The sequence below is a fragment of the Psychrobacter fozii genome (assembly GCF_003217155.1).
Lineage (GTDB): Bacteria > Pseudomonadota > Gammaproteobacteria > Pseudomonadales > Moraxellaceae > Psychrobacter > Psychrobacter fozii.
This window is the reverse complement of the sequence record NZ_QJSU01000002.1, coordinates 21,664-43,635: the sequence shown is the minus strand read 5'-3', so window position 1 is coordinate 43,635 and position 21,972 is coordinate 21,664. Positions and strand designations below refer to the sequence as shown.

Sequence of the window (21,972 nt, the reverse complement as noted above, 5' to 3'; positions counted from 1 at the left end):
TTACAACGTTGGGGAAAAGATCAAAATGACTGCAGCAGTAACCAACAGATTAATCAGTGTTACTGGCAGACAGACTTTCCAACCAAAATTCATTACCTGATCATAGCGCGGACGCATAAGTGAGCCACGAGCCAAAACAAACATCGTCATAAAAAACAGTGTTTTAATCATGAACCAAAAAGCTGGTGGAATAAATGGAATATCTAAATTGAAAGGCGCAAGCCAACCGCCAAAGAACAAGCAAGTCATCAATGCAGAAATCAAGACAACGTTGACATATTCTCCGATAAAGAACATACCAAACTTCATGCCAGAATATTCAACATGATACCCTTCGGCCAGCTCTTGCTCTGCTTCTGGTTGATCAAATGGATGTCTATGCGTAACGGCAACACCAGCAACCACAAAAGTCAAAAAGCCAAAAAACTGCGGAATGATATACCAACCGTCTGCTTGTGCTTCAACAATAGCACGTAAGTTAAATGAGCCTGTCAGTGCAACCACACCCATCAAAGATAAGCCTAAAAAGACTTCATAACTGATGGTTTGTGCCGCTGAACGTAGGCCGCCCAATAATGAGAACTTGTTGGCAGAAGCCCAACCACCGAACATCACTGCATAGACAGCAATACCTGCCATAGCAAAGAAGAACAGAATACCGATATCCCAATCAACCACGCCAAGCGTTGGCGAGATAGGAATGATGGCAAATGAGGCCAGTGCGGTAAACATCGCGACCGCAGGTGCCAATGTAAACATAAACTTATCAGTAAATTTCGGTGTCCAATCTTCTTTAAAGAAGATTTTGAGCATATCAGCGACCAGCTGCAACGAACCAAATGGACCCACACGGTTTGGACCATAACGATCTTGCCATAAGGCCAACATACGGCGCTCATAGATAATCATCATCGCCGCAACCAATACCACGACTAAGAAGATAACCAGTGACTGCCCAACCAGAAATAAGATAGACCAAGCATCAAAGCTCAGGCTACCAGTCAAAAAGCTTGGCACATCAGGGATAATACGGGTAACTTGCATATTACACCTCCTGTGTGGTGATCGGCGCTGCATTTACGTGCGCAGCATCATTATTTATCAAAGTACTATCGTTAGCCATACTGCCCATCATCGTCACTGGTGCATCGACTTTACGTACCGACGCTGGCATCGATGGGTGAATGATACTCACCTGCCCAACTGGGTAACCGATACAACCTTCCGCTAAGTAACCAACAATCTGTACTGGCAAAGTGATTTGTTGCTTATCAATCTCAATCGCCAAGTAATCACCAGCAGCAATATTCCAGTCCTTAGCATCATCCATACCGATACGCCATGCGGCAACAGGCAGTTGCTCAGCGACGATTGGACTACGAGAAGCCATCATTGAACTGGCATAGATATTATAGATAGGCACTAGCTTCGCTTGGCCTTGCTGCATATCAGTCGTCGTCGCAGACATCGCTTCCGGCGCAACATATTGGCGTGTCTCTAAACGTGCTAGCTGATCAAATAAGCGTACGCCTGGATCACCATTTTTGAGATGACCGCCGACTTTGTCTTGGTATTTGTTCCACGCTTGCGGTGAGTTCCAGCCTGCCGCATTAGCAAAAGGAATCATCGAGCTTGGCGTTTCTTTACCGCTATAGCCTTCCATTGAGAAAGTTAAACCGGTATCTAAATCTTTTGGTTGCATCGGCTCATGAACTGATATCGGGGCACGCATGGCGGTACGACCTGAATAGCGGCGTGGCTGACGAGCAATTTTCAGACCAGTCATACGGTAAGCAGCATCAGGTGCAGCGCCTTTAATCCCAACAAGCTTAGGATGGGTGGCAATCAACGCATTGATCACATCATCTAACTGCGTCCAATCGACATCACGGCCCTCGATGCTGCTATGCACTGCATGCAACCAGCGCCAGCCTTCTTTGATACTACTCATCGGATGGTAGTATTCGTTGTCATAGACTTGGAAGAAACGCTGTGCACGGCCTTCAGCAGATATCAATGTGCCGTCTGCTTCTGCAAAACTAGCCGCTGGCAATACGATATCGACATCCTTATGCCAATCAAGTAGCTGATGATCCAGTGCAATGACCGTCTTATCAGATAATAATTGCGTTAATTTATTGGCATCGATGGCATCAGTCAGTTGGTTTTCAGCAACAATAACCACATCGAAATCAGTCGCTAACAACTCTTCAACTGACTGTCCGCCGAGCATGCAAACACCCATGCTATTGGCATCGGTAACCGTTAAGTAGATACCTGCTTGTGCCTGATATTTATTGTTTACTTCTTTTAATTCGAGCGGTTCGGCAGGTGCGCGTTCTACATCATCTTGCGCTTCTGTATTCACGCCCGTTTCAGGTTTGTTTGGCTTGGCAGATAAATCTTGATCTTCTTCAGGCTGGTCATTAGCTGCTTTTGCTTGGGCTGCTTTTACTTTGGCGTTATGCGCTTCAACTTGCTGCTGCTCAGTGGCTCTAATAGCCGAGCGTTTTTGCGTCAATGCTTGGGTAATCTGCGCCGCTGCTTCTATCAATGCGGTAGACGACAAACTACTACCCGAAATAACCAGTGGCTTGTCCGCTTGAATCAAGTCATAAGCGATTTGCTGAGCCAACACTTGCATGCCATCAACATTAGCATCAGCGTCAACATTTTGTTCAGCCGCTTGTGGATCTAATATTTCTGATAAATCATCAGCAAAGTTAGCAATCTCATCAGCGACTTTAAAGCCAAGTTTAGTGATGTCTTCAGGTGTCGCCACCACACTCACTTTACTGATGTCTTCTAGCTTAGTCTGCATCACGTCGATGACATAGACTGGGCTTAACGCATCTTGAGCAATACGCTTAACCGGTTCTGCAAGCCAAGGCTGTGTTTGCAACGCCGCTGCCATTTTCAGGCCTTCATTTTTTGCGGCTTGGCGTACTGACAATGCGACACGTGATGAGGTTTGCGTGATATCTTCACCCAACACCAGTACCGCATCATGGCTTTCAATATCCGTCATACTTGGGTTATAAATGCCATCAGTACTTAATACTTCGATGCATTTATTAACCAGTGCTTGCTGCTGATGGTTCAAACCTGTTGAGAAGTTATCAAAGCCAACGAGATTTTTTAGCGCAAAGTTGGTCTCTAGACTGGCACGTGGTGAGCCAATACCGATGACTTTTTTATCTTTGATACGCTTAATGGTTTCATCGAGTGCGTAGTCAATATTGATTTTGACATGCTTATCATTGATACGTTCAAGCGCTTGCGTTGGACGATCTTCACGATTGACATAGCCATAACCGAAGCGACCACGGTCACATAAGAAATAGCGGTTTACTTCACCGTTATAGCGGTTTTCGATACGGCGTAATTCACCATAACGCTCACCTGGTGAGATATTGCAGCCAGCCGAACAGCCATGACAGATGCTTGGCGCATACTGCATGTCCCATTTACGGTTATAACGTTCAGAATGTGTTTTGTCAGTAAATACACCGGTTGGGCATACTTCCGTTAAGTTGCCTGAGAATTCGCTTTCAAACTGACCATCTTTATCACGACCAAAATAGACGCGGTTGTTTGAGCCATAAACACCCAAGTCTTCACCGCCTGCGTAGTCTTTATAAAAACGTACACAGCGATAGCAAGCGATACAACGGTTCATCTCATGTGCGATGAATGGACCAAGCTCTTGATTGTGATGCGTGCGCTTGGTAAAGCGATAACGGCGACGGCTATGACCTGACATATATGTCATGTCTTGCAGATGGCAATGTCCACCCTCTTCACAGGTTGGACAGTCATGTGGATGGTTGGTCATGAGTAACTCAACCATCGACTTGCGAAATGCTTTGGCTTCATCGTCAGTGACCGAGATGTACATGTCATCGCCAGGAGCGACCATACATGACATCACGAGACGACCGCGACCTGCTTCCATATCTTCTTTGTTTTGGAATTGCTTGACCGCGCACTGACGGCACGAGCCTACTGAGCCAAGGGCTGGATGATAACAAAAATACGGCACATCAATGCCGAGGGATAGACAAGCTTGTAGCAAGTTATCCGCGCTATCTACTTCGACAGTGGTTCCATCAATATGTATGACTGCCATGCCGCTCTCCTTATTTCACTACTGGCTGTTGATTGGCTGCAGCATCAATGATATCTACACCAACCGCCTGAGTGATTTTTTGATCAAACTCTGGACGGAAATATTTAATCGCACTCATTAGTGGCTCCATCGCGCCTGGCGCATGCGCACAGAATGTTTTACCAATCCATAAGTCACGCGTGAGGCCTTCTAGTTTTTCCACATCGCCTACTTGCCCTTCGCCATCGTTGATAGCGGTAAGCAGCTTGACACCCCACGGTAGACCATCACGGCACGGTGTACACCAACCGCATGATTCGCGTTGAAAGAAAATTTCGAGATTGCGAACGAGTGGCACCATATCTTGTGATTCATCCACCACCATAATCAGCCCAGTACCCATACGGCTACCTGCTTTTTGAATGGTGTCGAAATCCACCACCACATCTAAATGCTCAGTGGTTAAAAAGTCAGTAGAAGCACCGCCCGGTAGCCAAGCTTTGAGGGTTTTGCCCTCGATCATACCACCCGCTAAATCTTCAATGATTTCGCGTGCCGTATAACCAAATGGTAATTCCCACAGACCTGGGTCATTGACCAAACCTGAACAACCAAATAGTTTAGTACCTGGTGTCTGACTCTTACCTTTAATAGTAGATAACGACTGATACCATTCGACGCCATGATTTAAGATGGCTGGCATATTGCACAAAGTCTCAACGTTGTTAACAACCGTTGGACGACCCCATGCACCAGAAATTTGCGGGAAAGGCGGTTTGGTACGTGGGTTAGCACGGCGACCTTCTAGACAATTAATCAATGCGGTTTCTTCACCGCAGATATAGCGTCCAGCACCCGTATGAACATGCAGATTAAAACTAAAGTCTGAGCCTAAAATGTTAGCGCCCATTAGATTGTTGGCCAAGCATTCTTCAATGGCAGCGACCAAACGTTCAGCGGCCAAGATATACTCACCGCGGATAAAGATATAACCATCAGTTGCGCCAATCGCATGCGCGGTAATCAACATACCTTCAATTAACTGAAACGGTAGACGCTCCATCAATAGACGGTCTTTAAACGTGCCCGGCTCCATCTCATCAGCATTACAGATGAGATAACGCGGTAAGCCATCTGGCGGTGACATAAATGTCCACTTCAAGCCAGCATTAAAACCTGCACCGCCGCGGCCTCTGACGTTGGCAGCTTTGATCATATTCCCGACTTCTTTAGGAGATTGACTCAAAGCTTGCTTTAAACCAGTGAAACCTTTTAGAGATTCGTAGGTGGCCAAATCAAGCACTGCATCATGATGTGCTAGACGCCATGTTAGCGGCTTGGTTTCGCTAGTCGCTGTAGCTTTATCACCATAAATTGGAATGCGCTGCTCATTAAGCTGGCTTGGCGCTTTGCCTTGGCTACGTTGAGCAATCTGCTCTGAAAGTGTTAATCTCATGCGTATAACTCCAATAATTGCGTGACTTCTTCAGGCTGGACTGGACCATATGTGTCTTCGTCAATCAACACAGCAGGACCCTTGTCACAGTTACCTAAACAGCAAATTGGCAATAGCGTAAAACGACCATCAGCCGTCGTCTGACCATATTCAATACCCAGCTGCGATCTAATTTCAGCTGATAACGCCTCATAACCTGTCAGAAAACAAGCCACTGAATCACAAATAAGGATGACGTGGCGACCGACAGGCTGACGATAAATACGGTTAAAGAAGGTAGCGACCCCATCCATATCTGACATTGGAATATCTAGAATATTGGCAATGGCATTCACTTGTGCATCATCGACCCAGCCGTTGCGCTTTTGCACAATTTTTAGCGCATCTAACGAGGCAGCACGCGCCTGTGGATAATGGTGCATAAACTCATGAATAGCCGTAATTTCCTCGCTAGTGAGGATGCTTGCCACATCTACTTTTGGCATTTTGTCGGAAACAATTTTCATAGTCTTCTATCTGTCCTCACTCATCACGCTTTATCAGCTAATAACGACAGTCTTATGAGTGTCGCTACATGGCAAAATATCAGCATTTTGGTGTGCCATTTGGCAATGATATATTGATAAACGTATTTCTTTAATAACGATAATTTTCTGATCAAAGCATCAACGATCAAAGTATTAGCGATCACAATCAGCCATCACAATATCAATCGATGCCAGATACATAATGGCATCAGAGACGAGCGAACCATTAATCACTGATGGCATCTGCTGCAAATGCGCAAATGTCGGTGTACGGATACGGGTACGATAGCTCATCGTCGCCTTATCTGAGGTGATGTAATAGCTGTTGAGACCTTTGGTTGCTTCTACAATCGTCGTACACTCGCCCGCTGGCATCACAGGACCCCAAGATACTGAGATAAAGTGATTAATCAAAGTCTCAATATCGTTTAAGGTACGGTCTTTCGGCGGTGGTACCGCTAGTGGATGATCCGCTTTATAAGGGCCTTGTGGCATGTTATCCATGCACTGGCGAATAATACGTAATGACTGACGCATCTCTTCGACTTTGACCATACAACGATCATAAGCATCACCGTTGTAACCGACTGGCACTTCAAAATCGTAATTTTCATAGCCCATGTATGGACGTGCTTTACGCAGATCAAAGTCAACGCCTGTCGCGCGCAGACCTGCACCAGTGACGCCCCAAGCCAATGCTTGCTTGGCATTATACTGAGCAACCCCTTGAGTACGGCCTTTGAGCACGCTGTTTTGTAATGCCGCTTTGACATACTCGTCCAAGCGTTTTGGCATCCAATCTAAGAACTCACGAACCAGACGCTGCCAGCCACGCGGTAGATCAGCAGCAGTACCGCCGATACGGAACCAAGCAGGATGCATACGATAGCCAGTCACGGCTTCGATGACGTCATAGGCTTTTTGGCGATCGGTAAACATATAGAATACCGGGGTCATGCCGCCCGCATCCTGAATGAACGTACCAACGAATAGTAAGTTATTGGTAATACGGAAAAACTCACTCATCATTACGCGGATGGTCTCAGCGCGCGGCGGAATGGTGATTCCCGCAAGCTTTTCGACCGACATGATGTACGGCAGCTCATTCATCACACCGCCGAGATAATCGATACGGTCGGTATACGGAATAAATGAGTGCCAAGTTTGACGCTCAGCCATCTTTTCTGCACCGCGATGGTGATAGCCGATATCAGGGATGCAATCGACGACTTCTTCACCATCGAGCTGTAGTACTAAACGGAATGCACCGTGAGCAGAAGGATGGTTAGGACCGATGTTCAAGAACATAAAGTCTTCATCACGACCTGAACGCTTCATGCCCCATTCTTCTGGGACAAAACGTAGGTTCTCTTGCTCATATTGTTGCTTTGCGGTATTCAAGAAATACGGGGTAAATTCCGTCGCACGCGCATGATACTCTTTACGCAGCGGATGACCTTCCCAGTATTTTGGTAATAAGATGCGGGTCAAATGCGGATGACCTGTAAAGACAATACCGAACATGTCCCACACTTCACGCTCATACCAGTTGGCATTTGGCCAAATCTGCGTGGCGCTCGGCACATTGACGTCGTCTTCGCTCAGCGCGACTTTAATACGTACGTCACTATTGCGCTCAAGCGACATCAAGTGATAAAACACTGTAAAGTCACTATCAGGCAAACCTTGGCGATGTTGGCGTAAACGCTCATCTATCGCTGACAAGTCAAATAGCATGACGTATGGCTGTGGCAATTTACGCAGGAATAAGAGAACATCGAGCAAATCCGCACGCGCAACCCAAACCGTTGGAATCTCATCAACAGTGTGCTGCACGACAAACTTACCGGCATACTTCTGCTCCAGCTCTTTGATAACCGCTGGGACAGGCTTAATCTTAGGATCTATGTTTTCGACTACCGTGACCATGAATGATGTATTCCTTCATTAATCATAACTGATTCATCATAACTACACTGTGATGAGCGTATAAAACGTTGAGGTTGTTGCTATCGCTATAAATCTAAACACACAAATCTAAATACTGTCTGGGCTACGCAAGTTTTTAACAGCGATACGATCTGCTTGCTTACGGTCACGTTCAGGTGTCATCTGTGGCTTATAAACACCCTGCTCATTGACATGGATACCTAATGGACGACGCTCTTTAGTGATAGATTCTTGCAATAACATCAAACCTTGAATCAAAGCTTCTGGACGCGGTGGACAACCCGGCACATAGACATCGACTGGAATGATTTTATCTACGCCTTGTACCACAGAGTAGATATCATACATACCACCAGAGTTGGCACAGGCACCCATTGAGATGACCCATTTTGGCTCAAGCATTTGCTCATATAGACGCTGAATAACAGGCGCCATTTTGACAAAACAAGTGCCGGCAACGATCATGACATCTGCTTGACGAGGCGAGGCACGAATAACCTCAGCACCAAAGCGTGATAAATCATGAACGGCTGTCAGGGTGGTGGCGTATTCTACATAGCAGCAAGAAGTACCAAAGTTAAATGGCCATAGTGAGTGCTTGCGCCCCCAGTTTGCTGTCGAATGGACGAGGTCTTCGAGACGACCCATAAAGACGTTTTTATTCACTTCGTCTTCGATAGGGTCATTGACCGTTTGACTGGTCTGTGCAGGATAGGTATCTGCATCAGGGTTGGCTTTTGTTAATGTGTATTTCATAACATACAACCTTTATATTAGACGTCGCGTGGCAATCGTCTTGCCCTCGCTAGCGCCTTAACTTCTATTATTAACAAGTGATCATTAATCCAAACATACTCGCGTCGTCGTAATCTTACTACTAGCCTTTATAGACTATCGAAAACTAAGACCGTTTAACAAGACTAACGCTTACCGTTATCTTGTCGAGCAGACGTCGCAAAATCTACAGAAGTAACATTACCTGTAGTATTAATATGATCGATATTTTCTAAATGATGACGATTGACTTCAATATTGTTCGAGACGTTGATTTGTCCTGAGGACTGTGCGGGTACTTTGCCTGTCGGATCGACCATCAGCTCGTGAGCACCATCGAATTTGGTGATGTCTGCTAGGTTGAAACCAGCAGGTGCGGCATATAGACGTACTTTTTTGCGCAGTTTATCAGCAGGTGCCCAGTTCATCGCGCCCAAACTTAGCTCATAGATCAAACCGATGATTAAGATGGTGATAAATATAGCAGCAGCGGCAAAACCTAACCAGCCAGCCTCACGTACTGAAACGGCGTAAGCATACAAATACAGCGCTTCTAGATCAAAGATGACGAAGAAGATTGCCACCAAATAGAATTTGGCAGACAAACGAATACGGGCGTTGCCAGATCCGACAACACCCGCTTCAAATACTTCTTCTTTTTGTGAGCCATGAGAGCGACCGCCAAGCAAACGCGGCACGACCAGCATGAAGACAACTAGCCCAATGGCGGCTAAGATAAAAGCGATTGCTGACCAATTAAAAGCAGACATGATAATACGTGCTCCTCACCCAATCGAGTGTTTAGCACAGCGCAAGTACCGACCTATCAAGGTCGTCTAGCCACAGGCATCACACAAACGAAAACACAAAGCGACTGTCATTCAGTCGCTTTATTTAAGCAACTGTTATTAAGTCACATTTTAGGTATTTTGCTAGTAACAACCAATTATCAAGTGTATTGACGACGATGTCAGACATAACCAACAGCAGGGATTCCGATATACGCACGGAAAGATGGCTGGTCGTCTAACGCATCTTCTAAAAACGTAAGATCAACTTATTAAATCAATATCATATTCGATAGTTTACTTAATTGATTTAATAGCTCATTACACGTAGTCAATAATGACGAGACAACTGGCATAAATTATGTACGTACTATACGCATTTCGGTGTTCAAAAGCTAGTTTTTAACTGTATTGAGCGGTCATTTTATATGTAATAAAACATGTTTTTTTTATCAAAAATTATGATAGGGGTTTTACCTTATATTAACATCAAATCCATCTTATGAATTATCATAGGCCGTAATTGTAAATATGGTCAAAAATTCAGCCTTTAAACCCCTACTCTTCGCCCAACTCATTCCCCAAAGTTTATGTTTTTGCTTTATAATAACCCACTTAATTTTATTGCCTTTATTGGGTGTTTTTTGATTAAAACATCATCATGACACTCATGTTAATAAGACAATCGGCGTATATTTAATGATGCCGCCATCAGTGCCACTCTCTTTTTTTGCTTTTGTCTTACAGGTTACGTTATGAGTCAACTCAATCCCAAACAACAAGAAGCCATGCTCTACGTATCTGGTCCGTTACTTGTACTCGCAGGTGCAGGCTCCGGTAAGACGTCCGTAATTACCCGAAAGATTGCCTACCTGATCGAAGAATGCGACATGCCTGCTGAGCGCATCACGGCGGTGACTTTCACCAATAAAGCTGCCCGTGAAATGAAAGCCCGTGTCAGTAAACTGCTGCCAAGTGAAAAAATGCGTGGCCTGACCGTGTCGACCTTTCACCAGTTCGGTCTGCAGTTTTTGCGCTACGAGCTGATTCATACCCCGCTAAAGGGTAACTTTTCTATCATGGACAGCGACGATAGTAAGCGCTTGCTGATGGAGCTGATGATGCGCGACAACCTAAGTGGCGCTGAAAGTCGTGAGTTGGTTGGTAAAGCAATCAAAATGATTTCCGACTGGAAAAACGATCTGATTGATCCTGACAAGGCAATGGAAACGTTAGACGATCCAGAAGATATGATTTTTGCCACGTTGTATGCATTATATGAGCGTAATTTGCGTGCTTATAACGCTGTCGATTTTGATGACTTGATTGTCTTGCCAACGAAAATACTTCGCGAAAATAGAGAGCTACGGGATAAATGGCAAAACCGCATTCGTTACCTCTTGGTCGATGAGTATCAAGATACCAATACGGCCCAGTATGAAATGATCAAATACTTGGTTGGCCCGCAAGGTCGCTTTACCGTGGTTGGCGATGATGACCAATCTATCTATGCGTGGCGCGGGGCAAAGCCTGAAAACATGGCACTGCTAAAGGAAGACTTTCCTAAGCTAAAAATTGTCATGCTGGAACAAAATTACCGCTCGACCACTCGTATTTTGACCTCAGCCAACGCAGTCATTATGAATAATGAGCATTTATTTGAAAAGAAACTGTGGTCAGATAAAGGTCAAGGCGAAAAAATTCGTATTATCAACTGCCGTAATGATGACGATGAGTCCGAACGCGTGGCAAAAGAAATCGTCACTCATAAACTGCGCTTTGGTAATGAGTGGGAACAATATGCCGTCCTTTATCGCAGTAACTTTCAAGCGCGGATGTTAGAAGCGCAACTGCGTCAGCTACAAGTCCCTTATAAACTGTCTGGCGGCCAGTCATTCTTTGCGCGTAGTGAGATCAAAGACATCATGGGATACCTGCGTCTAATCTTGAACCCTGAAGATGACAGCGCATTTTTGCGTATTATCAATACGCCTAAGCGCGGTATGGGACCAGCAACGCTTGAAAAGCTTGGTTTATTTGCGCAAGAGCACAGCATATCGCTGTTGGCCTCTTGTACACATGCTGGCTTAACCCATGTGTTACCGTCTAAATCTTATAGCACCATAAAAGAGTTTGGTGAATTTATCGAGCACTATACTCGTGAGTTAGACCAACACCCCGACCCTGTACCAATCGTACGTCAAATGATCGATGAGACCGGCTATATCGACTTTGTGCGCAGTGATGCCAAAACGCCGCAACAAGAAAAAAATCGTATTGATAATATCGATATGCTCTATACCAGTATTCAATCGCTGATTAATCGGGCCGAAGAAGACGAGGATCGGACGATTGATACCATCATTCGTAAGCTGGTATTGCTTGATATGCTCGAGCAGCAGCAAGAAGAAGAGAATACCAACAAGGTCAACTTAATGACTTTGCATGCGGCAAAAGGCTTGGAGTTTGATTTCGTTTATATCATGGGACTTGAGGAAGAGATGCTACCGCACCGTAACTCTATCCTCAGCGAAACCGTAGAAGAAGAACGACGATTAATGTACGTAGGTATCACTCGCGCTCGTCGTGAGCTAACATTGACGCTAGCCACACAGCGCCGTGCAGGCGGTCAGATGCGGGTTACTTCAGAGTCACGATTTTTAGATGAGTTACCAGAAGATCATATAGACTGGCCAGCCAAAGCGAAAAAGAAAAAAGCCACCAAAGACCCAGAAGCTGTCGCTGATGAGTATTTGGCAAATATTAGAGCGTTATTAGGCAATCGCTAGCCTTAATGAAAATGCCTTAATGAAAACACCTAAATGAAAATGCTTGAAAACACACACCTGAGACTGGGCGAAAAATGACTGCTTTAGTCGTTATTGTTATTTATATTTTTTGAAAACCTTGGAAATTTTATGCTTACCCCTATGCCGAATCAAGAACGACCATCTACGCTACAGGGAGATTACAATCCAGCTGAATATAATGCTGAATATAAGCTGCTGTATCTGCAGGGGCTGGTGGCTGATAAGGCATATGAAGCCATTACCGAGTTTTTAACAAAGCAGTCTGAATATGAGATCGCCAACTTACTAGAGTCTTTTCCGACTCAAAACCGGCTCTTAATTTGGGCGCAGGTTCCAGAGAGTATTAAAGGTGAAGTTCTCGCTGAGCTAGATGTCGATACTCGCCAGCCGTTGATGGAGAACATCTCTTCAAAAGAGATTTCTTTATTTACCCAAGACCTCGACGCACAAGACATCTCTGAGATTTTGGATACCGTGACCGAGAGCGTACGTACCTCCGTCATGGCAACGCTAGACGAAGAGACCCGTGTTCAGGTCAACAAACTCGATACTTATGAGGACTGGGAAGTTGGTAGCTATATGGATCCTGATATTATTCAGGTGCGAGAAGACATTACGCTAGAAGAAGTACAACACTGGCTACGAGAGAATGACGACTTGCTTGATGATGAAAGTCAGGAGCTATTGGTCGTTGATCAAAGCCAGCAACTACTCGGTCTATTAAGTTTGGTTGATTTGATTAAACACCATCAAACTACTTTGGTATCGAAATTAATCGACACCGCCATTACCATTAATGATCGCTTAGATATCCAAGATGCCGCTGCGATTTTCCGTTCAGAAGATATTCGCTTCGCCCCTGTTATTAATAGCCACGGCGAGTTGGTCGGTCAGCTAAATGGTGAGGACATCATGGAGATTATCCAAGATGATGTCGACAGCACCATGAAAAACTTGGCAGGTGTTAGCCAAGATGAAGAGCTGTTTGCCCCTATTTTAACCAGTGCTAAAAGCCGTAGTGTTTGGCTAGGCATTAACTTGTGTACCGCCCTATTGGCCGCAGCGGTGATTGGCCAGTTTGAGGAAGTATTGGCACAAGTCGTGGCGCTAGCGATACTTATGCCAGTTGTCGCCAGTATGGGTGGTATCGCCGGATCTCAGACCCTTACCGTCGTCATTCGTGGTATGGCTATGGGTCAAATCGGTGGTTCTAACCGCGTGTGGCTATTAAACAAAGAGCTGTGGGTCGGCGCGATAAACGGCATCATATGGGCTATAATCATGGCGTTTATTGCCCAGCTGTGGTTTCATGATATTAAGATTAGTGCGGTCATTGGCTTTGCCATTGCGATTAATATGACGGCCGCAAACGTTTCGGGTATCAGTATACCGCTGATGCTCAAACGTATGAATATCGACCCTGCGCTATCTGCTTCCGTTATTTTGACCACCGTAACCGATATCGTCGGTTTTATGTCATTCTTAGGATTAGCCAGCGTATTAATACTATAATCAAATACTGAGCTCTAAAAAACATCGTCATTGTTTCAAAATATTGAATAAGCTTTGTTCAAAATCATAATTTAAAAACCATCAAATCGTTAAGTGAGTTCGTTATGCAAGCTGTACAAGTTAAAGTTGTAAACCCTAAAATTACTGAAGACGCAGCATTTTCTCTTCCGACTCGTGCCACCGATGGCAGTGCGGGTATTGACTTGCGCGCTTGCATCGATGAGCCATTAACCATTAAAGCAGGTGAAACACACTTAATCGGCACAGGTCTCGCCGTTTATATCCAAGATCCTAATTATGCAGGTATGATTTTACCGCGTTCAGGTCTTGGTCATAAGCACGGTATCGTTTTGGGTAATCTGGTTGGGCTAATCGATGCTGATTATCAAGGTGAGCTAATGGTTAGTATTTGGAATCGTAGTAACGACGACTTTGTGCTTAATCCAGCAGAGCGTATGGCACAATATATCGTTGTACCTGTTGCCCGCCCTGAGTTTTCAGTGGTAGCAGAGTTCAGTGATGAAAGCGAACGCGGTGCTGGTGGATTTGGACATTCAGGTCGCCAGTAATCAATCGGTAATCATGACTGATTGACCGTTTTAACTATTGTTACTCATCACGATAATAACAATTACGATGACAACAATCACGATATTAACAATAATAGCCACAACCATCATAACCACGATTATAAGGAGCGTAAGCGATGCCAACTTTTGCTGAGCAGCAGTCCTTATTTCGTGCTTATGATATTCGTGGTTCACACCAGTATTTCACCACTAACTTTATACAAGCGCTCGGCAATGCTTTTGCTCACCTTTATAGTGGTCTACTTTGTCTATCAGAAGATAACGATTCACAAAACAGCCTGCTAACGCAATCGTTAACTTCTTTAGAAACCATTATTGTTATTGGTTATGATGTGCGTAATGGTAGTAATGCTATTGCACAGAAACTCGCTGATATATTGGCTCAACGTGGTTTGCAAGTGGTGCAACTAGGTCTCGTTACGACGCCAATGATGGTCTTTTGGGCAGAGCAATATCAGGGGCATGGCATCATTGTGACGGCCAGTCATTCTGCTAAAGAGATTTTAGGCATCAAATGGTTGGTAAACCACCAATCTCCTAGTAGCTCAGAGATTCAATTGCTTTATCATCAGTTGACTAAAAGCAATTCAAAAAATAATAGCGTCATTCAAGCGAATACTCTCAAGCAAAATACTCAGGATACAGGCTTATCTACTGAGGACATAGCAACGGCTTATATTGAAGCAATCGCTCAAGTTTTTCAGCAGATTGATCAATCCAGTAAGCCACATTCAAATAGACAAAATGCAAGTAGACAACATCCAAAAGAGAGTCAACAGCCCTTATCTAAACTTGATTTTCGAGTCGTTATTGACTGTATGCATGGCGCGACCAGCGCTATTGCGCAGCGTTTATTTGGTCGTTTCTGCCAAGATGTCATCATGATGAATGACATAGCAGATGGCAACTTTCCTTCTGGCAATCCTGATCCTACTGAACCGCACCGTCTCACGCAATTACAGCACAACGTAATTCATCATCAAGCAGATATAGGGATTGCTTTTGACGGTGATGGTGATCGATTAATGATCGTCGATACCAATGGCAAAGTCGTCTCGCCTGACCATCTATTATATTTATTAGCGCAAGTGGCTATCGCGGAACGCCCTGACACTTTATACGATGCAGACTCAATATATGATGCAGAGTCAATAAGCTCACAACGCTCGCCTCAAGTCCTTTTTGATATTAAATGCTCACATCATTTACCAAAGCTGTTATCTGATCTTGATGCAACACCCGTAATGAGTAGAACGGGTAGCAGTTTTATGCGCCAACAGATACAGAGCTCTGATTATCAAATTGTCTTTGCCGGAGAATTATCAGGGCACTTTATCTTTAATGATAGCCGCTTTATTGTTTATGATGATGCCACGTACGCAGCATTACGGCTGTTGCACTGGTTGGCTACTGATGAGCTCGTCGATAGCAAACGAGCACTGACGGACATTACGGAAAGTCTACCGGCAATGGTAAGTACAGCTGATCATTATTTGCCAATGCCAACAACTTTTGGGACAGAGTACTCACTCGTAGAACAGCTGGCCAGATTCTGTCGTTATTTACGCCAACTTTTGGAAGCGACAGCAGCAGATTCTGTCCATCATTTAATAAATACTGACCTGCTATTAGATTGTCATTGCTCAGTGGTAGAGCCTCACTTAACACTCAAGCAAGCCAGAGATCTAATGCCAGTAGGGACAACGCTGAGCTGTATCGATGGCGTTCGTTTGGATTTTCCACATGGCTTTGGGGTGCTGCGCCAATCAAACACCAGTCACCATCTGACGGCACGTTTTGCTGGTGATAGCATCGATGACCTAGCAGATATTCAGGCAAAGTTTGCCGCATTATGTCACCCATTCGATGAAGAACTGGCAGCCAAAATTGTCGCTATTCCTGCCGAATAATTGTATTAAACACATTGTGACCTTATCAATAATATTGACGATATTGATCTAGTCGATTCAATTTAAAAGTAGTACAAGGCAACCGAGTGCAGATGTATATGTGATACCTCAAGCGAGGTTAACGCTGTAATGCTTTTATAGTGGAATGACTATAGTGGCGATAGATTTGTATCGCAAAAATAACCAACCCGCTCAAAACCGTACTTTAGGAGTTTGTAATGACGCTTAACTTAGATGATGCCAAAAACACCGCTGAAGTATTGACCACGGCACTGCCTTATATCCAGCGCTTTGTCGATAAGATCATCGTCGTCAAATACGGCGGCAATGCGATGACTGATCCTGCGCTAGAAAGCTCATTTGCCCGCGATATCGTCTTGTTAAAAACCGTTGGCATGCATCCTGTCGTCGTACATGGCGGTGGCCCGCAAGTGGATAACTTGTTAAAAGAGCTTGGTCGTCAGTCTGACCGTATCGATGGTATGCGTGTCACTGATAAAAGCACCATGGATATCGTCGAGATGGTGTTAGGCGGCGGCGTCAATAAATCGATTGTTAGCTTAATCAATAAGCATGGTGGACGCGCGATTGGTTTAACGGGTAAAGATGCCAACTTAATCCTAGCCAAAAAGTTAAAGATGGAAAAAATCGGCGAAGATGGCATCGCTGTTCCTATAGATCTAGGGTTTGTCGGTGATGTGGTCAGTGTCAATAAAGACGTGATTAACATGCTCATTGCGTCTGACTTTATCCCTGTCATCGCCCCACTCGGCGTCGATAGCGAAGGCAACACCTATAATATCAATGCTGATCTAGTCGCAGGTAAAGTCGCAGAGTTTTTGCAAGCAGAAAAGTTAATGCTGCTGACCAACATCAAAGGCGTATTGGGTCGTGATGGCGAAGTTGTGACTGGACTGACACCAAAGAAAGTCGACAGCTTAATCGAAGATGGCACCATCTCAGGTGGCATGATTCCTAAAATTCAGTGTGCGCTTGATGCCGTACGTAGCGGCGTAAAAAGCGCTGTTATCGTTGATGGCCGTGTGCCTCATGCTACTTTGCTTGAGATTTTCACCAATGAAGGTGTCGGTACGTTAATCAGTCGTGAGCTAGATGCATAATTGCGCTAACAATCTATAATTATTAGCATAAAAAAGCCCGAGCTTGGATACCAAGCTCGGGCTTTTTAACTAGCTATCAATGCTCATTTAAATGAGAGAAATTTAATAAGCACAGAACTCGACAGAACTATGGCTACTATTGCCATAAACCTTCATATAATGATTGCCTTTACTCTCAGTAATGTAAGACGTTTCATTGTCATAGCGGTCACCATCCAAACGACCACTTGGCCCTGAGACATAAGCCATATTGATGCGGTCATCACCGACATTGCGAATCACTAGATTCTGATCTGACGCAAGCCATAGGCGAAACACTTTTCCGTTTTTAATATTACCTGTAAAACTGCCGCAATAGCTGTCTTTTGCGAAGGTAACCTTAGTAGAGGTTTCCGCCGCTTGCACACTTGTGGCCATTAAAGGCGCTACTGCAAGGGTGGCCATTAGTAATAATTTTTTCATGATTTTATCCTTGAGCACTATAAACAAGCAAACTTAATTCCATTAATGAAATCATAGTTTATAACGTGTCAAAGTGACAGCTTTTTTATGAAAAAGTTGTATCGAATACAGCCTCATCAAAACCGCAAAGCAATATTGGCTGACCTTGGTTTTTATCGTCGATCTGACCTTTTACAATCGGACGCTTAATCATACTGGTATTTTCTACTAGCAGGTCAATCGCGTTATCTACACTGGCATCAGCTGATTGCTTTTGCTCGTCAGTCAGCTTACGCCATGTGGTGCCACGCTTGTTCAGTACTTTATCAATACCTAGCCCATCTACCCAACACTGTACTGTTTCTTTGTCGATGCCTTGTTTTTTATAGTCATGGAAATCGTAACTTATATTCAATTCATCCAACTTGGTAAATGCTTTTTTCATGGTGCTGCATGATTTGATACCGTAAATGGTGATGGTCATTATTGTTCCTTTAAATATAATATGGATTATGTGCGTTTTACTTAAAAAGTAGAAATAGATAAACAGCGAGACAGATCAGAATCAAGGCTAATATTAGCCACTTCATTCTTGGCGTGAGCAGTTTCATTCTCTCCATTTCTATCGGTTTGTAGTGTATAGCGGATTGGCCTTCAAAGGCGAGTTGCACTAGATGTACAACCTCCATCTCATTCAAGATAGCGTCTTTATATCTCATAGGTTTTATCGGGAGTTGTATGAGCTTGCCTTGCTTGGGCTGAATCACTAGCAACCAAATTTCGTGGTGCTTAACAACCCGACAATCGATGCCTATACATTCAATATCCTGCCATGACAAATATCTCTGTTGTGGTCGTCGAATAACTTGTAGAAGCGTTATACCTGTATCCGTAATTTGCAAGACAGGCTTACCTTTTATTAGCGTGAGTAACACTACAATCACACCAAAAAAAATTAAAACGATGAAAAACCATATGCTCATCAGAAAAAGCCAATCATTTTTTTCTTGTGCCCAAGGTATTCCATAAAAAAACAAGGGGAAAAGCAACATACCCAAAGCAAGCATAAGCGCTATGTTCTTTTTTGATAAATACAAATCAATAGGATACTTTAATACCTGACCTTTCTTTAGTTTTTGCATGTCTAGCCTTACTATCAATTCATAAGTCGTTATATACTTCTTAATACTGCTCTATTATTACGTTGCCCCATCGCATTTTTTGCCGATTTGCGCTATTCTATCGTATCTAATTTTCTTATCAAAATATTCAATCTAGAGCCCACTATGAGTAATACTGTGACATCTGACCAAGCAGAAAACAATTATTATAACCCACAAGCTATCGAAGCGGCGCAACAAGCCAAATGGGCAACTGACAAGCGCTATGAAGTAGGTAATGAGCCTAGCGACAAGCCAAGTCGTTATATGCTGTCTATGTTCCCTTACCCAAGTGGCAAGCTGCATATGGGCCATGTGCGTAACTATACCATCTCAGATGTGCTGAGCCGTTACTACCGCCTCAAAGGCTATGAAGTCATGCAACCAATGGGTTGGGATGGTTTTGGCCTGCCAGCAGAAAACGCTGCTATTGCCAATCAAACACCACCTGCCAAATGGACGTTTGCCAATATTGACAACATGCGTGCACAGCTTAAATTACTAGGCTTATCTATTGACTGGTCACGTGAATTTGCCACTTGTAGCCCTGAGTATTATCAGTGGGAACAGTGGTTATTTTTGCAGTTATACAAAAAAGGCTTAGTCTACAAAAAGCTAGCGACTGTCAACTGGGATCCGATTGACAATACCGTCTTGGCCAATGAGCAAGTTATCGATGGCAAAGGTTGGCGTAGTGGCGCTGCAGTCGAAAAGCGTGACATCCCAATGTACTACTTTAATATCACTGATTATGCCGATGAGCTATTGGATGATTTGGATGATTTGGAAGGGCATTGGCCATCTGAAGTATTGACCATGCAGCGCAACTGGATTGGTCGTAGTGCGGGTATGGAAGTGCATTTCCCATATGAGTTGGCTGGTGAAACAAACACTTTAGACGTGTTCACTACCCGCCCTGATACCTTGATGGGTGTGACTTATGTTGCCGTTGCCGCTGAGCATCCACTCGCACAGTATGCATCTGAGAATAATAAAGCCATTGCAGATTTTTGTGCCTTGTGCAAAAAAGGCTCAGTTGCTGAAGCTGACTTGGCCAAAGCTGAAAAAATCGGTATGGACACAGGTCTGACCGTAACGCATCCATTGACGGGTGAAGAAGTGCCTGTTTGGGTCGCCAACTATGTCCTAATGAGCTACGGTTCAGGCGCGGTCATGGCAGTACCGGCACATGATGAGCGTGACTATGAGTTTGCAACCAAATACAGCCTGCCTATTAAGCAAGTTATCGACGTACCTGCTGGTTATTTTGATGAAGCAGAAGCAGATGCCAAAGCGAATGATACTAAAATCAATCTTGCCTATACTGAACGCAATACCTTAGTCAATTCAGGCGAATTTGATGATCTAGACTTTGAGCAAGCTTTCGAAGCGATGCTTGCCAAGCTTGAGCCACAAGAATTGGCCAAGAAAAAAATTCAATATCGCTTACGTGATTGGGGTGTATCGCGTCAACGCTATTGGGGCTGCCCTATTCCAATGATCAATTGCGAACATTGCGGTACGATACCTGTCGAAGAGCAAGATTTGCCAGTCATTCTACCGACTGATGTCGTTCCTGATGGCCGCGGCAACCCACTCAAAAACATTCCAGAATTTGTAAATACCACCTGCCCTAAATGTGGTAACCCTGCTGAGCGTGAAACCGATACCTTTGACACCTTTGTTGAGTCAAGCTGGTACTATGCGCGCTTTGCTAGCCCGAATGATGCACAAAGCATGGTCAACAAATCTGCTGCCAACAAATGGCTGCCTGTCGACCAGTACATCGGCGGTGTTGAGCACGCAGTTATGCATTTACTTTACGCACGTTTCTTCCATAAGCTTATGCGTGACGAAAACCTAGTCTCAGGAAACGAACCGTTTGCCAACTTGATGACCCAAGGTATGGTACTTGCAGGTACTTTCTATCGTGTCAACGCTGATGGTAGTACCACTTATTACTTTACCGAAGATGTCGATATCGATTATGACGAGCGTGGTCAGCCGATCAAAGCCATCTTAAAGACTGATGGACAGCCAGTAACCATTGGCAAAATCGAAAAAATGTCTAAGTCAAAAAACAATGGTGTCGATCCACAAATCACCATCGACAAATATGGTGCTGATACGGTTCGTCTGTACACACTATTTACTGCGCCTGCTGATCAAACGCTAGAATGGTCAGACGATGCCCTAAAAGGCCCTTATAATTTCGTCAAAAAAGTCTGGCGTCTGGCAACAGAGCACACGCAAGCACTTACCGCAGCGAACTTAGATCTTGCGACGCTCAATAGCGAAGCATTGAATACTGACGATTTGAGCAAAGCAGCCAAAAACTTACGTCGTAAGACCCATGAAACCATTGCCAAAATTGATAATGATTTAGGTGATCGTTTGGCATTGAACACACCAGTATCAAGCCTTATGGAGCTTGCTAATGAGCTGACGAGCTTTAAGGCAGCTAATGAGCAAGACCTAAAAGTACAGCACGAGGCAGTGACTGATTTGCTTATCATGTTATCAGTGTATGCACCGCACGTTGGTGAGCACTTACTTGAGCAGTTAGGCTTAGACACCGTCACGCTGGACTATCCAGCCGTTGATGAAGCTGCACTGGTGCAGGATATGATCACGATGGTCGTACAGGTCAATGGTAAAATGCGCGGTAAGATGGATGTGGCGCCAAATAGCGATCCAGAGCAGCTAAAAGCACAAGCTCGAACCATGGAAAGCGTGGCAAAATTCATCACTGGCGAAATCAAAAAAGAAATCGTCGTCCCGAATAAACTCGTGAATATCGTGGTTGTAGGTTAGATATTTTAGGC

The 21,972-nt window shown here is 44.3% G+C and carries 16 protein-coding genes; 6 read left to right on the top strand and 10 right to left on the bottom strand.

Annotated elements, in window-relative coordinates; all coding sequences use genetic code 11:
- The 7 genes from nuoH to ndhC form a co-directional block, all read right to left on the bottom strand.
- Nucleotides 1-1,044 carry an NADH-quinone oxidoreductase subunit NuoH gene (nuoH, locus tag DFP82_RS02995; protein WP_110922264.1) on the bottom strand — a complete coding sequence of 348 codons (1,044 nt, stop codon included), beginning with the start codon at nucleotides 1,042-1,044 and terminating at the stop codon, nucleotides 1-3.
- Nucleotide 1,045: 1 nt separating this feature from the next.
- Nucleotides 1,046-4,129, bottom strand: a complete 3,084-nt coding sequence (gene nuoG, locus DFP82_RS02990) for an NADH-quinone oxidoreductase subunit NuoG (RefSeq protein WP_110922263.1) — start codon at nucleotides 4,127-4,129, stop codon at nucleotides 1,046-1,048.
- A 10-nt stretch (nucleotides 4,130-4,139) separates the two neighbouring features.
- Entirely contained in the window at nucleotides 4,140-5,564 is a 1,425-nt protein-coding gene (gene nuoF, locus DFP82_RS02985) for an NADH-quinone oxidoreductase subunit NuoF (RefSeq protein ID WP_110922262.1), read from the bottom strand.
- Nucleotides 5,561-6,070: an NADH-quinone oxidoreductase subunit NuoE gene (gene nuoE / locus DFP82_RS02980; RefSeq protein ID WP_110922261.1), complete on the bottom strand. Its 510-nt coding sequence runs from the start codon at nucleotides 6,068-6,070 to the stop codon at nucleotides 5,561-5,563. The genes nuoF and nuoE overlap by 4 nt, the downstream gene beginning before the upstream one ends.
- A gap of 174 nt (nucleotides 6,071-6,244) precedes the next feature.
- On the bottom strand, nucleotides 6,245-8,020 hold the full coding sequence (gene nuoC / locus DFP82_RS02975; RefSeq protein WP_110922260.1) for an NADH-quinone oxidoreductase subunit C/D: 1,776 nt from the start codon (nucleotides 8,018-8,020) through the stop codon (nucleotides 6,245-6,247).
- Between the two features lie 108 nt (nucleotides 8,021-8,128).
- Nucleotides 8,129-8,797 carry a NuoB/complex I 20 kDa subunit family protein gene (locus DFP82_RS02970; protein WP_110922259.1) on the bottom strand — a complete coding sequence of 223 codons (669 nt, stop codon included), beginning with the start codon at nucleotides 8,795-8,797 and terminating at the stop codon, nucleotides 8,129-8,131.
- Between the two features lie 164 nt (nucleotides 8,798-8,961).
- Nucleotides 8,962-9,585, bottom strand: coding sequence for an NADH-quinone oxidoreductase subunit A (gene ndhC, locus DFP82_RS02965; RefSeq protein ID WP_110922258.1), 624 nt, complete (start codon nucleotides 9,583-9,585; stop codon nucleotides 8,962-8,964).
- 773 nt (nucleotides 9,586-10,358) lie between these two features.
- Between ndhC and DFP82_RS02960 the strand changes: the two genes are divergently transcribed.
- The 5 genes from DFP82_RS02960 (at nucleotide 10,359) to argB (ending at nucleotide 17,546) form a co-directional block, all read left to right on the top strand.
- Nucleotides 10,359-12,392 carry a UvrD-helicase domain-containing protein gene (locus DFP82_RS02960; protein WP_110922257.1) on the top strand — a complete coding sequence of 678 codons (2,034 nt, stop codon included), beginning with the start codon at nucleotides 10,359-10,361 and terminating at the stop codon, nucleotides 12,390-12,392.
- A 129-nt stretch (nucleotides 12,393-12,521) separates the two neighbouring features.
- Complete coding sequence (gene mgtE, locus DFP82_RS02955) at nucleotides 12,522-13,925, top strand: magnesium transporter (protein ID WP_110922256.1); 1,404 nt, start codon at nucleotides 12,522-12,524, stop codon at nucleotides 13,923-13,925.
- Between the two features lie 104 nt (nucleotides 13,926-14,029).
- Nucleotides 14,030-14,494 carry a dUTP diphosphatase gene (gene dut / locus DFP82_RS02950; RefSeq protein WP_110922255.1) on the top strand — a complete coding sequence of 155 codons (465 nt, stop codon included), beginning with the start codon at nucleotides 14,030-14,032 and terminating at the stop codon, nucleotides 14,492-14,494.
- Between the two features lie 137 nt (nucleotides 14,495-14,631).
- Nucleotides 14,632-16,425 carry a phosphohexomutase domain-containing protein gene (locus DFP82_RS02945; RefSeq protein ID WP_110922254.1) on the top strand — a complete coding sequence of 598 codons (1,794 nt, stop codon included), beginning with the start codon at nucleotides 14,632-14,634 and terminating at the stop codon, nucleotides 16,423-16,425.
- Nucleotides 16,426-16,643: 218 nt separating this feature from the next.
- Nucleotides 16,644-17,546, top strand: coding sequence for an acetylglutamate kinase (gene argB / locus DFP82_RS02940; protein WP_110922253.1), 903 nt, complete (start codon nucleotides 16,644-16,646; stop codon nucleotides 17,544-17,546).
- 102 nt (nucleotides 17,547-17,648) lie between these two features.
- On the opposite strand, the gene DFP82_RS02935 is transcribed toward argB, so the two are convergent.
- The 3 genes from DFP82_RS02935 to DFP82_RS02925 form a co-directional block, all read right to left on the bottom strand.
- Nucleotides 17,649-18,008, bottom strand: a complete 360-nt coding sequence (locus tag DFP82_RS02935; RefSeq protein ID WP_110922252.1) for a hypothetical protein — start codon at nucleotides 18,006-18,008, stop codon at nucleotides 17,649-17,651.
- Nucleotides 18,009-18,093: 85 nt separating this feature from the next.
- Nucleotides 18,094-18,471, bottom strand: a complete 378-nt coding sequence (locus DFP82_RS02930) for a Spx/MgsR family RNA polymerase-binding regulatory protein (protein WP_110922251.1) — start codon at nucleotides 18,469-18,471, stop codon at nucleotides 18,094-18,096.
- Nucleotides 18,472-18,508: 37 nt separating this feature from the next.
- Complete coding sequence (locus DFP82_RS02925) at nucleotides 18,509-19,129, bottom strand: STM3941 family protein (protein ID WP_110922250.1); 621 nt, start codon at nucleotides 19,127-19,129, stop codon at nucleotides 18,509-18,511.
- Nucleotides 19,130-19,273: 144 nt separating this feature from the next.
- Here DFP82_RS02925 and leuS point away from each other — a divergent pair, with 144 nt between their 5' ends.
- Entirely contained in the window at nucleotides 19,274-21,961 is a 2,688-nt protein-coding gene (leuS, locus tag DFP82_RS02920; RefSeq protein ID WP_110922249.1) for a leucine--tRNA ligase, read from the top strand.
- Nucleotides 21,962-21,972 lie beyond the last annotated feature (11 nt).

Coding starts and splice junctions, on each gene's coding strand:
- DFP82_RS02930 (WP_110922251.1), bottom strand. CDS start 18,471: ATGACCATCACCATTTACGGTATCAAATCATGCAGCACCATGAAAAAA.
- DFP82_RS02935 (WP_110922252.1), bottom strand. CDS start 18,008: ATGAAAAAATTATTACTAATGGCCACCCTTGCAGTAGCGCCTTTAATG.
- DFP82_RS02960 (WP_110922257.1), top strand. CDS start 10,359: ATGAGTCAACTCAATCCCAAACAACAAGAAGCCATGCTCTACGTATCT.
- ndhC (WP_110922258.1), bottom strand. CDS start 9,585: ATGTCTGCTTTTAATTGGTCAGCAATCGCTTTTATCTTAGCCGCCATT.
- argB (WP_110922253.1), top strand. CDS start 16,644: ATGACGCTTAACTTAGATGATGCCAAAAACACCGCTGAAGTATTGACC.
- DFP82_RS02945 (WP_110922254.1), top strand. CDS start 14,632: ATGCCAACTTTTGCTGAGCAGCAGTCCTTATTTCGTGCTTATGATATT.
- dut (WP_110922255.1), top strand. CDS start 14,030: ATGCAAGCTGTACAAGTTAAAGTTGTAAACCCTAAAATTACTGAAGAC.
- nuoE (WP_110922261.1), bottom strand. CDS start 6,070: ATGAAAATTGTTTCCGACAAAATGCCAAAAGTAGATGTGGCAAGCATC.
- DFP82_RS02970 (WP_110922259.1), bottom strand. CDS start 8,797: ATGAAATACACATTAACAAAAGCCAACCCTGATGCAGATACCTATCCT.
- mgtE (WP_110922256.1), top strand. CDS start 12,522: ATGCTTACCCCTATGCCGAATCAAGAACGACCATCTACGCTACAGGGA.
- DFP82_RS02925 (WP_110922250.1), bottom strand. CDS start 19,129: ATGCAAAAACTAAAGAAAGGTCAGGTATTAAAGTATCCTATTGATTTG.
- nuoF (WP_110922262.1), bottom strand. CDS start 5,564: ATGAGATTAACACTTTCAGAGCAGATTGCTCAACGTAGCCAAGGCAAA.
- nuoG (WP_110922263.1), bottom strand. CDS start 4,129: ATGGCAGTCATACATATTGATGGAACCACTGTCGAAGTAGATAGCGCG.
- nuoC (WP_110922260.1), bottom strand. CDS start 8,020: ATGGTCACGGTAGTCGAAAACATAGATCCTAAGATTAAGCCTGTCCCA.
- leuS (WP_110922249.1), top strand. CDS start 19,274: ATGAGTAATACTGTGACATCTGACCAAGCAGAAAACAATTATTATAAC.
- nuoH (WP_110922264.1), bottom strand. CDS start 1,044: ATGCAAGTTACCCGTATTATCCCTGATGTGCCAAGCTTTTTGACTGGT.